The sequence below is a fragment of the Microcystis sp. M_QC_C_20170808_M3Col genome (assembly GCF_007095505.1).
GTDB lineage: Bacteria > Cyanobacteriota > Cyanobacteriia > Cyanobacteriales > Microcystaceae > Microcystis.
Window position 1 is genome coordinate 1 of sequence record NZ_SFBY01000421.1, and the last position, 9,838, is coordinate 9,838.

The 9,838-nt window shown below is 44.1% G+C and carries 11 protein-coding genes; 7 read left to right on the forward strand and 4 right to left on the reverse strand.

Annotated features, from left to right (window positions below; all coding sequences use genetic code 11):
- The first annotated feature begins 247 nt into the window (after positions 1–247).
- Together EWV84_RS19390 and EWV84_RS19395 are read left to right on the forward strand one after the other, a co-directional pair.
- On the forward strand, positions 248–463 hold the full coding sequence (locus tag EWV84_RS19390; protein WP_002737387.1) for a hypothetical protein: 216 nt from the start codon (positions 248–250) through the stop codon (positions 461–463).
- Between the two features lie 23 nt (positions 464–486).
- On the forward strand, positions 487–999 hold the full coding sequence (locus tag EWV84_RS19395; RefSeq protein ID WP_287079438.1) for a TolB family protein: 513 nt from the start codon (positions 487–489) through the stop codon (positions 997–999).
- Between the two features lie 7 nt (positions 1,000–1,006).
- Here the strand turns inward: EWV84_RS19395 and EWV84_RS19400 are convergent, their stop codons facing one another.
- Complete coding sequence (locus EWV84_RS19400) at positions 1,007–2,350, reverse strand: DUF3370 domain-containing protein (RefSeq protein WP_287079439.1); 1,344 nt, start codon at positions 2,348–2,350, stop codon at positions 1,007–1,009.
- A 318-nt stretch (positions 2,351–2,668) separates the two neighbouring features.
- Here EWV84_RS19400 and moaA point away from each other — a divergent pair, with 318 nt between their 5' ends.
- Positions 2,669–3,658 (forward strand): GTP 3',8-cyclase MoaA, encoded by a 990-nt coding sequence (gene moaA / locus EWV84_RS19405; RefSeq protein ID WP_287079441.1) that lies wholly within the window; start codon positions 2,669–2,671, stop codon positions 3,656–3,658.
- 4 nt (positions 3,659–3,662) lie between these two features.
- Here the strand turns inward: moaA and EWV84_RS19410 are convergent, their stop codons facing one another.
- From EWV84_RS19410 to EWV84_RS19420, 3 genes are all read right to left on the reverse strand, one after another.
- A complete protein-coding gene (locus EWV84_RS19410) occupies positions 3,663–3,848 on the reverse strand; it encodes a PCP reductase family protein (RefSeq protein WP_002771508.1) in 186 nt (61 codons plus the stop codon).
- 113 nt (positions 3,849–3,961) lie between these two features.
- Positions 3,962–4,549: a Uma2 family endonuclease gene (locus tag EWV84_RS19415; RefSeq protein ID WP_287079444.1), complete on the reverse strand. Its 588-nt coding sequence runs from the start codon at positions 4,547–4,549 to the stop codon at positions 3,962–3,964.
- Positions 4,550–4,764: 215 nt separating this feature from the next.
- Positions 4,765–5,352, reverse strand: a complete 588-nt coding sequence (locus EWV84_RS19420; RefSeq protein ID WP_287079446.1) for a Uma2 family endonuclease — start codon at positions 5,350–5,352, stop codon at positions 4,765–4,767.
- A gap of 225 nt (positions 5,353–5,577) precedes the next feature.
- Here EWV84_RS19420 and ftsY point away from each other — a divergent pair, with 225 nt between their 5' ends.
- The 4 genes from ftsY (at position 5,578) to EWV84_RS19440 (ending at position 9,628) form a co-directional block, all read left to right on the forward strand.
- Positions 5,578–6,912, forward strand: a complete 1,335-nt coding sequence (ftsY, locus tag EWV84_RS19425) for a signal recognition particle-docking protein FtsY (RefSeq protein WP_287079449.1) — start codon at positions 5,578–5,580, stop codon at positions 6,910–6,912.
- Positions 6,913–7,006: 94 nt separating this feature from the next.
- The gene (locus EWV84_RS19430) at positions 7,007–7,807 is read left to right on the forward strand and encodes a metal ABC transporter ATP-binding protein (protein ID WP_287079451.1); all 801 of its coding nucleotides are present in this window, start codon (positions 7,007–7,009) and stop codon (positions 7,805–7,807) included.
- Between the two features lie 39 nt (positions 7,808–7,846).
- Positions 7,847–8,263 carry a DUF3119 family protein gene (locus tag EWV84_RS19435; protein WP_286823907.1) on the forward strand — a complete coding sequence of 139 codons (417 nt, stop codon included), beginning with the start codon at positions 7,847–7,849 and terminating at the stop codon, positions 8,261–8,263.
- 81 nt (positions 8,264–8,344) lie between these two features.
- The gene (locus tag EWV84_RS19440) at positions 8,345–9,628 is read left to right on the forward strand and encodes a DUF3086 domain-containing protein (RefSeq protein ID WP_287079454.1); all 1,284 of its coding nucleotides are present in this window, start codon (positions 8,345–8,347) and stop codon (positions 9,626–9,628) included.
- Positions 9,629–9,838: the final 210 nt, after the last annotated feature.

Here is a 9,838-nt window from a genome sequence, read left to right on the forward strand (position 1 = left end):
GTCAGACAGATAGGGTAGGGCATACCCAAATCTTGGTTGAAAGACCAAAACGCTTGGAGAGTGAACCAGAAAAAGGATAACTAGATAGCAAGTGATATTCTAGTAGGTTCGGTTCAGACCTAATCGTGTAAGACCTAAGTAAGGGAAACCAGAAAGGGCTGTGATTAGCTCAAGAATCCTCACGCCTTTAGGCCCAGGAGTGTCAAAATGGGATTGTATGTAATTAAGCTTGTTGGGAGCCTGAGCTATGACTAACCCGAATTCGATCGAACAGCTATCGCAGGAATTACTCGATCTAGACCAAGTAGATGCCGATACTGGGGCAGATTTGCGGCAAAAAGCCCAAGAAATCCTCGCTGAAACCAGTATTGACCTCCCGATTCGAGAAGCGATCGCCGATAGTCTTAGTCAAGGCAATCAACTACTTACCCTCAAAACCGTCGGCAAGGAAGAAAGTTACTAGCACATTTGGGGTCAAAAGTCAAGATGAAAGAAAAAATTTTTTTTGTCTGGCTGGGGCGATTTTTGGCCTCTTTTGGGCTGTTATCGGGGATAAGTGGCTGTAATTCTCCTCTTTTGATCACTCCTCAAGTTCCCGCCGGTGGTTTAAATAGTTTTGCTCCCGATCAATTCCCCAGTTATAGTGCTGATGGTCGCTATTTAGCCTTCGCTTCCGATCGCTCCGGTCGTCGTAGTATATATTTATTCGATCTGCAAGAAAAGCGCTTAGTTAATCTCCCTAACCTAAATCGTGGCGATTCTAGCCAAGATCAGCCATCTCTGAATGCTGACGGTCGTTTAATTGCCTATGTCTCCAGCGAACGCGGCAAAAGTGATGTCATGGTTTATGATCGTTCCCTGTCCCGTGCAACCCTGTTAACCGCTAACCTGCGGGGAAGCGTCCGTAATCCCACCATTAGCGGTGATGGTCGCCAAATTGCCTTTGAAACCAACCAAGACGGTCAATGGAATATTGCGATCGTTAACGGCCAATTTTAAACTTGTTCTACTCGGTCTTAATCGTTAAGACCTGCGGAGGAGTTGCATCTGGTGGATATAAAAAATTTACCTGTACTATATGCCAATCCCCTGGAGGAATAGTCAGAGTCACTAAAGGTTGCCCCTCTTGTCCGCGTCTTTGGACGAGATGGAAAAATCTGCTTTGTGCCTGTCCCTGGTCATCGCTATAATTGACGGCTACCGTTCCCCGAAAAAACACTTGTGGGGCAGCCGGATCGAGAAAACGCAAACCCTGCCGAATAATATCCTCTTTAATCGGTGTTTCTAGCGCAATAGTCACTGTTTTCGCTTCATCACTGCGATTAAATAGAGGTAAACTTAACCTATATTCCACACCGTAATTACCATGAGCTTGATAGGCCGTATCGGGATAGCGAACTAACATGGTAGCACTTTGATTTTGTTCCGTTCCCAGTTTGCCTCCGGGTAGGGTGCTAATCCCATAGGCTATAGATTGACCAGAATCAGGAATATTTAACCATAAAGAAGCTCGATCGACTAATCGGGCTGGCCAAGCTGAACCTTGGGACACCCCCGCTACCCGTCCATAAATTATCTGTCCTTGACTATTGGGAGGAGTGGGCGCTCGATCCCGCGGAGTCGATAAATCGCCTTTTTCTAGCAAATTTTCCCATTCTGTCAGATTTGGTGGTCTTTCCTGCCCATTTTCATCTAAAGGTGCATAAAGAGCTAAACTAGCAGCGTAGAGAAGACCGTCACTTTCCAGACGGAGATAAGTGGATCTACCGTTTAAAGGGGGAGTCAAATCGCGCACGGGAATCGCTGCATTTAAGACCATAAAACTCTCACCCGCCGGAATAATAATCCGATCGGGAAAAATATCCTGACGCTGCCCCATTAAAATATCCCCCATTACCCGACTTCCCGGCCCGGCAAAAACCGTCCCCTGATTATTTTCCACTTGTGCCGGTAAATCGATAAAAGCTGCATCGGGTTGACTCAAATAACTAGCCCCCTGCAAAATTTTAACAGTCACGGGATTAGGACTGGGATTGTGGAGTAATATACCCAGATAAAGGGTGCGTAAATTATCGGGAAAACTCCCCCTCGCTATATGGTGGGCAAAAATATCAAAGCGTCCCTGAAAAGCATAATTTAAATGGGCCGAGGGGAAACTTTTCTCTTGGGGGGGAAAAGTCGAAAGCAAAATCCCTTCTCCTAGCAATAATTCGGGACTATTGCTATTAAAAACGGGAACTTGATCTAGTTGATTCGGTAAAGGACGCACCTGCACCGGTCGAATTATTTCTACACTAGGGGGAGTTTGGGCAATGGGTAGCAAAAAAGGTAACATCACACAAATTACCATCTCAAGAGCAATGATTTTTGATCATAGCATTACTGGCTCGCTCAATTTAGATAGTATTCTGTTTGTCCATATCTAGAGGATTGTTTAATATTTCTTGCCGGTGTTAGCTGACCTTTTTAGTTAAGTACAATCAAGAAAAATTGTCAAACTTCCGAATGGTTATTGGCTCTTGCCATTGACCAAATCTATTGTCATCATAGACTAATATCCAGATGTTACCGTGGTTTTCTGGAAACTTAGCCCGATGTCTAGATATCGATCGAGCCAGAATTGTTATGATAAATTCATGAAGTTTTATAACAGTATTTGCCCGTGAACTTGAACCAAATTGACTATCTCAGGATTAGTTTAATCGATCGCTGTAACTTTCGCTGTCAGTATTGTCTGCCTGAAGATGCAGAATTGTCCTATGTTCGACCGCAAGATTTACTCACCCGGGAGGAAATTCTTACTTTAGTCAAAAATGTCTTTATTCCCCTCGGTTTCCGCAAATTTCGCCTTACTGGTGGGGAACCTCTCTTACATCCCGAAGTAGTGGAGATTGTGCGCGATATCGCCTCTTTATCTGCCACTAGCGATTTAGCTCTGACCACTAATGGTTATTTACTTGACAATTTAGCCGAAATGTTGTATAATGCCGGACTAAGACGGATTAATATCAGTTTAGACTCCCTCGACCCCGACACTTTCGATAAAATTATCGGTAATCGCGGCCGGAGTCGTTGGCAAAAAACTTGGGCAGGTATTCAAGCAGCCCAGAGGGTGGGTTTTGACCCCTTAAAATTGAATGTGGTGGTGATTCCGGGGATAAATGAGGCAGAAGTGGAAGATTTAGCGGCTTTGACCATCGAGAAGCGTTGGCACGTCCGTTTTATCGAGTTTATGCCCATCGGTAACGGTGATTTATTTCAAGAAAAAGCTTGGATTGCGAACGAGGAATTAAGAGGGCGAATTCGGGCGAAATGGGGCTTAAATGAGGGTCAAGTGCGGGGAAATGGTCCAGCAGATGTTTTTCAAATTCCGGGGGCTAAGGGTACAATTGGCTTTATCAGTCAGATGTCGGAATGTTTTTGCGATCGCTGTAACCGCCTACGTCTCTCGGCCGATGGTTGGTTGCGTCCCTGTCTCCTCAACGAAACTGGACAAATTGACCTAAAAACTGCCCTCCGTCAGGGAATTTCGCCGGCAGAAATCAGGGAAAAAGTCGGGAAATTAATGGAACTGAAAGCAGAAATAAACTTTAAACTGCGTGATTCCGGCACATCAAGCGGCATTTATACCCGTACTATGTCCCAAATTGGCGGCTAAAAATCTACTGTCCAAATTCTACTCTAGCCTGTTCTACCATTTCCACGGTAACTCGATCGGAACCGGCATGACGAGCTAATTCTTCTATCCTTTGACGCGCTTGGGAACGAACAAAATAGGGAATATTTTTCAGTTTTGCTTTTGCTTCTGCTGTCCATTGTAGTTGATCGGAAAAATCTAGAGCTTCCATAGATTTAACAATAGTAGTCCGTCTATTATACCAAAAAAGATTACATATTTATTGCAAAGCTAATTAAATGATGAGTTTCTTGACAGCGACTCTTTTTCACCTTTCTCTTAATTTTAGGTTTCTGCTAGGTCGAAATTTACTCTTTGATATAAATCTTGAAAAGAAATCTGCCAATCCACTGACAACAATTGTAAAACCGCATTTTCTCCCGTGCAGAAATCAATTAACCATTGATCATCCTTTTGTTTATAATAACGTTCCACACTATAACTAGATTGTTCGATCAGAATATATTCCTGAAAAGTTGGTAAGGAACGATAGAATTTAAACTTGTCCCCTCGGTCATAAGCTTGGGTAGAATTAGAGAGAACTTCGACAATAATTAAAGGATTGATCACGTTAGATTGACTATTCCCTTGATAGAGAGGTTGACCTTTAATCACCATCACATCAGGATAGGTGTAAATGCTATAATCTGACAGCCATAAACGCACCGTTTCCATGTAGGTATAATAATCTTGATTATTGATAGTCAGAGGAAATCTTCGATAGAAGTTTCCGGCAATCTGATTGTGATTAGTTGTTGCTCCTACCATGGGGATAATTTCTCCTTGACGATATTCATTTTTATCTTCGGACGTTTCCTCTAGAGCTAAATATTCTTCGGGAGTATAATATTTAGTTTCGGTAGCGGTTAACATTTTTGACTCTCCTTCCTATTCTATTTTCTAGGATACAGCATTTCCCTAAAAAGAGACGAAGTTATCCTTAAGCAAGGTTATCGATTGAGTTGCTCGGAAAAGTGTATCTTAAATATCTCAGAAATCCGCTGACGCGCTTAGGAACGATGATTTTCTTGACAGCGACCTTTTCCTGCTCAATTCCGGTCCCAATCTTTTTCACCTTTCTCTTAATTTTAGGTTTCCGCTAGGTCAAAATTGACTCTTTGATATAAATCTTGAAAAGAAATCTGCCAATCCACTGACAGCAATTGTAAAACCGCATTTTCTCCCGTGCAGAAATCAATTAACCATTGATCATCCTTTTGTTTATAATAACGTTCCACACTATAACTAGATTGTTCAATCAGAATATATTCCTGAAAAGTTGGCAAAGAACGATAGAATTTAAACTTGTCCCCTCGCTCATAAGCTTGGGTAGAATTAGAGAGAACTTCGACAATAATTAAAGGATTGATCACGTTAGATTGACTATTCCCTTGATAGAGAGGTTGACCTTTAATCACCATCACATCGGGATAGGTGTAAATGGTATAATCTGACAGCCATAAACGCACCGTTTCCATGTAGGTATAATAATCTTGATTATTGATATTTAAAGGAAAATTACGGCAAAAATTTAGACAAATCTGATTGTGATTAGTTGTTGCTCCTACCATTGGGATAATTTCTCCTTGACGATATTCATGTTTATCTTCGGACGTTTCCTCTAGGGCGAGATATTCTTCGGGAGTATAATATTTAGTGTCGGTAGCGGTTAACATTTTTGACTCTCCTTCCTATTCTATTTTCTAGGATACAGCATTTCCCTAAAAAGAGACAAAGTTATCCTTAATCAAGGTTATCGATTGAGTTGCTCGGATCATATTTTTCTCTTAATCTCTGGCAAAAAATGCTGAGAAATCCACAATTAAAAATCTAACTATCAAAATTGCTCACCCCAAGGGTTAAAATAAACTAGATAAATAGTTTTATGTTTAGTTTCTCCTATGTTTAACTGGTTCCGTCGTCAGAAAGTCCAACCCGAACAAGAACAAGCACCCCCTGCACCCGTAGAGGAAACCCCCAGCGAGGCAACCAGTCAGGAAGAATATTTAGATTGGGCCAAAAAAGCCTTTAAAAATATTCAAGAGAAAAAAGCCACGGCCGAGGCCGTCGTTAGCGAAACCCCTGAAACATCTATTGCTGAAACCGAACCTCCGCAAGAGGAAGAAGCAGTTAAAGAAGAGGAAACCGAGGATAATACCCCCGCATGGCTGAAAAAATCCGAGCGCCTCGAAATTCTCAAAGAAACCGCCATCGAAACCCCCACAGAACCGGATGAGGATTTTATCTGGTCGGCCAAAGTTTTAGCCAATCAGGGACGACAAGCAGAGGACGTTTCCGAAGAAGAAATCACCTGGTTAAAAAAATTGCGTCAGGGTTTAGGCAAAACGCGCCGCAGCTTGGTCAATCAGCTTAAGGCCGTGGTCGGTCAGGGTCCCCTCAATCAAGATGCGGTGGAGGAAATCGAAGCTTTATTGCTTCAGGCTGATGTGGGGGTAGATGCCACCGATTATATTATCACTACCCTCCAAAATAAGCTAAAACAGGAAGCTTTGCCTCCCGAAAAAGCGATCGAATATCTCAAAGAAATTATCCGCGAGATTTTAGATGCACCTTTAGCCAATTATAGCAACCCCGGTTTTGAGCCAGAAAAAGGCAAATTAAATATCTGGATGCTCACAGGAGTTAACGGAGTGGGTAAAACGACAACTATCGGCAAATTAGCCCATTTATCTAAACAATCTGGCTATAGCTGTATGATCGCCGCTGCCGACACCTTTCGCGCGGCTGCCGTGGAACAGGTGAAAGTTTGGGGAGAGCGATCGCAAGTCGAAGTAATTGCCAACCCGGGCAAAAATACCGACCCGGCCGCCGTGGTGTACGATGGCATCGAAGCCGCTAAATCCAGGGAGGTAGAATTACTCTTAGTGGATACGGCGGGAAGATTGCAGAATAAAAAGAACTTAATGGCAGAATTAAGCAAAATTCGCCGCATTATCGACAAAAAAGCCGAGAGTGCCGTGGTGGAATCCCTTCTAGTTCTCGATGCCACTTTAGGACAAAACGGGCTGCGACAAGCAGAGGTTTTCTCGGAAGCTGCCCAATTAAGCGGCGTGATCCTGACTAAAATCGATGGTACAGCTAAAGGGGGTGTTGCCCTTGCCGTAGCGCGTCAGCTTAACCTACCGATTCGCTTTGTTGGCGCTGGGGAAGGAATCGAGGATCTGCGGCCTTTTTCCAGTTACGAATTCGTGGAAGCTTTACTGAGTGGCGATTAATCTCACCCCGCCTATCTTTCATAATCTTTTCATGGTTGCTTCATAATTGTCTCATTTTTAGTTATGCTAGAAATGAAGACTCAGGGTAACAACTATGCAAACGACAATTACAGTTAGTCATCTAGGAGTATATTATCGCGGCGTGGAAGCCCTACGGGATATCACCCTGAAAATTTATCCAGGACGACTAACCGGTATTATCGGTCCCAACGGTGCGGGCAAAAGTACCCTGATCAAAGCCATGCTAGGATTAATTCCCGTACAACAGGGAACCGTTAACTATCAAGGGCAATCTCTACAGCAACAACTGGATAAAGTCGCTTATGTTCCCCAAAGATCTCAAATCGACTGGACCTATCCCGTCACCGCTTGGGATGTGGTAATGATGGGGAGAGTCAGAAAAACGGGTTGGTTTCGTCCTTTTTCCCATATTAGTCGTCAACAGGCTTTAAATGCCCTAGAACGGGTGGAAATGGCTGATTTACGCCATCGTCCCCTCGGTCAGCTGTCGGGAGGACAACAGCAAAGAGTCTTTTTAGCCAGATCTTTGGCCCAAGAAGCGGAGATTTTCTGTTTTGATGAACCTTTCGTTGGGGTAGATCAAAAAACCGAGGGCATCCTTTTTAATATCTTTGGTGAGTTAGCCCAAGAAAATAAAATTGTCATGGTGGTTAACCATGATTTAGGCGAATCTATCACCCATTTTGCTGATTTAATCCTCTTAAATACAGAATTAATCCTCGCCGATCAACGATCTAAGGTCTTAACTGATTTTAATCTCCGGCGCGCCTATGGTGGTAAAGTCTCCTTCTACGATACCATGACATCACCAGATCATCCCCGATCGAGTCTCGATTATCTCGATCGCCTCTGGAAAAACAATGCGATAAACTAGAAGCGAAGATATTTTGGCTGACTGCCGATAGGGACACCGATGAAAACTATTTCCCCGCAAGAAGTAACAGGAACGATCGAACTGGCTCCTAACTATCGAATTCCCCTGTTTTTGGTAATTTTATCGCTGCCTTTACTCTTTTTACAGGTCTGGATCGGAATAATTTTCTCCCTGTTAGGGCTATTCTTGATGTTCCAGACTACCCGCATTCGTCTCCAGTTTACCCCCACCTCCCTAGATGTCTATCTGTCCGGGCAACAAATTCGCTCCTTTCCCTACCAAGAATGGCAAAATTGGCGTATTTTCTGGAATCAAGTCCCGATCTTATTTTATTTCAAAGAAATTAACAGCATTCATTTTTTGCCAATTATCTTTGACAGCGCAACCCTGAGACTGTGCCTGGAAAAATACTATCCTTTAGCAGCATCGCAAGCGATCGACTCAGAAGCGAACTAAGATTGAGATAAAATAAAATCTAGCTAATAGCGTCTTAATTGCCTGCCTTGGCCCTCTGTTCGCTCTGCATTTCTAAATCCGATGAATTCAGAAGATTTTAATGTTTTACCCCTTGACAAAATGACAGACTTACCCAATGAATCTGTCGAAGAATTTAGTTTTGACGATCTCTGGAACGATCGCCCAGTAGAGAATCCCCTGCCATCGGAAATCGCCCCCGAAGGCGAATTAGTTCCCGCAGCGCCAGCGCAACCCCTGCGGGAGGAAATCTCGGCTCTAGAACGGCAAAAACAGAGCCTAGAGGCAGAAATCTCGGCATTAAAAGCGGAAAGAGAACGCTTGATCGCCGAAGAACTAGGGGATATCAAAGCTCAAATGGAAAGAATGCTCAAGGAAGGCGTAAAAGACCTAGAACAACGCAAACAGGCTTTAGAATTGGCGATCGAACAGTTAGAACGCCGTCGTGAGCGTATTCGGCAGGAAATGCGGAGTAATTTCGCCGGAGTCTCCCAGGACATAGCCGTGCGGGTTCAGGGATTTAAAGACTATCTGGTGGGCAGTTTACAGGATTTGGCTGCGGCTGCCGAACAGTTGGAATTACCCCGTTTTGAAACCCCCGAAAAATCCCCCCGCTCCGTGGAACCTCCCCTGCGGACCGAACGGGAGGAAAACCCGCGCCCATCCCGTGGCAGTCAAGGCCGAGATTATCCCGAAGAACGTCCCCGTCCCTCCCGTACCAGTAACCAGGGCCAGGATAATTGGCAAGAACCCCGTCGTTCTAACCGTTCGGGTTATGAATCGGAACCGGTGGGGCAATCCACCCCTAGACAGGGCTTTTCTGACCAAAATCAGCGCATCCAAACTCTTTTAGACCGTTATCGCAGTCGTCCTGACTATTACGGTCCCCCTTGGCAACTACGGCGCACTTTTGAACCAATTCACGCCGAACGGGTGCAACAGTGGTTCTTTAAACAGGGAGGCCGGGGTACTGTTCGCGGTATGGGCAGCCGTCTCCAGAATATTCTGGTCGCTTCGGCAATTATCTCGATTATGGCGGAATTACAGGGCGATCGCTTCCGTTCTCTAGTTCTGGCTAATAGTCCCGAACGTTTAGGCGAATGGCGGCGCGGCCTCCAAGATTGTCTCGGCATTTCCCGCGCCGATTTTGGACCAGACCGCGGCATCGTTCTCTTTGAGTCTCCCGAAGCTTTAATTCAAAAAGCGGAACGTTTAATCGAGGATAAGTATTCACCGCTCATTATCATCGATGATACCGAAGAACGGCTCAATTTTGCTCTTTTACAATTCCCCTACTGGTTAGCTTTTGCCCCTGAACCCCAACAAAGTTCTAGTTATTGGTATTAACTAATTAGGGTCTGCTGAAAAAGTTTTTCCTGGAGGCCAGGTGTAGGGTGCAGGGTGTGGGGTTTTACCAGTTTTGAGCTGGCCAATTACCTAGGGTTTGCTGAAAAAGTTATTGAAAAGTACAGGTCTCTTAATCAATGATTTCACTTAGCTACAAGCATAAGCTTTAGTTGTTGATTAGTTTCTAAGTCATAACTTATTGTCATCATT

What these genes read in the sequence shown, in the direction of transcription:
- EWV84_RS19420 (WP_287079446.1), bottom strand. Translation starts at nt 5,352, where the DNA reads ATGTTAACCGCTACCGACACTAAATATTATACTCCCGAAGAATATCTC.
- EWV84_RS19395 (WP_287079438.1), top strand. Translation starts at nt 487, where the DNA reads ATGAAAGAAAAAATTTTTTTTGTCTGGCTGGGGCGATTTTTGGCCTCT.
- EWV84_RS19415 (WP_287079444.1), bottom strand. Translation starts at nt 4,549, where the DNA reads ATGTTAACCGCTACCGAAACTAAATATTATACTCCCGAAGAATATTTA.
- EWV84_RS19410 (WP_002771508.1), bottom strand. Translation starts at nt 3,848, where the DNA reads ATGGAAGCTCTAGATTTTTCCGATCAACTACAATGGACAGCAGAAGCA.
- EWV84_RS19430 (WP_287079451.1), top strand. Translation starts at nt 7,007, where the DNA reads ATGCAAACGACAATTACAGTTAGTCATCTAGGAGTATATTATCGCGGC.
- EWV84_RS19440 (WP_287079454.1), top strand. Translation starts at nt 8,345, where the DNA reads ATGAATTCAGAAGATTTTAATGTTTTACCCCTTGACAAAATGACAGAC.
- EWV84_RS19435 (WP_286823907.1), top strand. Translation starts at nt 7,847, where the DNA reads ATGAAAACTATTTCCCCGCAAGAAGTAACAGGAACGATCGAACTGGCT.
- EWV84_RS19390 (WP_002737387.1), top strand. Translation starts at nt 248, where the DNA reads ATGACTAACCCGAATTCGATCGAACAGCTATCGCAGGAATTACTCGAT.
- ftsY (WP_287079449.1), top strand. Translation starts at nt 5,578, where the DNA reads ATGTTTAACTGGTTCCGTCGTCAGAAAGTCCAACCCGAACAAGAACAA.
- EWV84_RS19400 (WP_287079439.1), bottom strand. Translation starts at nt 2,350, where the DNA reads ATGGTAATTTGTGTGATGTTACCTTTTTTGCTACCCATTGCCCAAACT.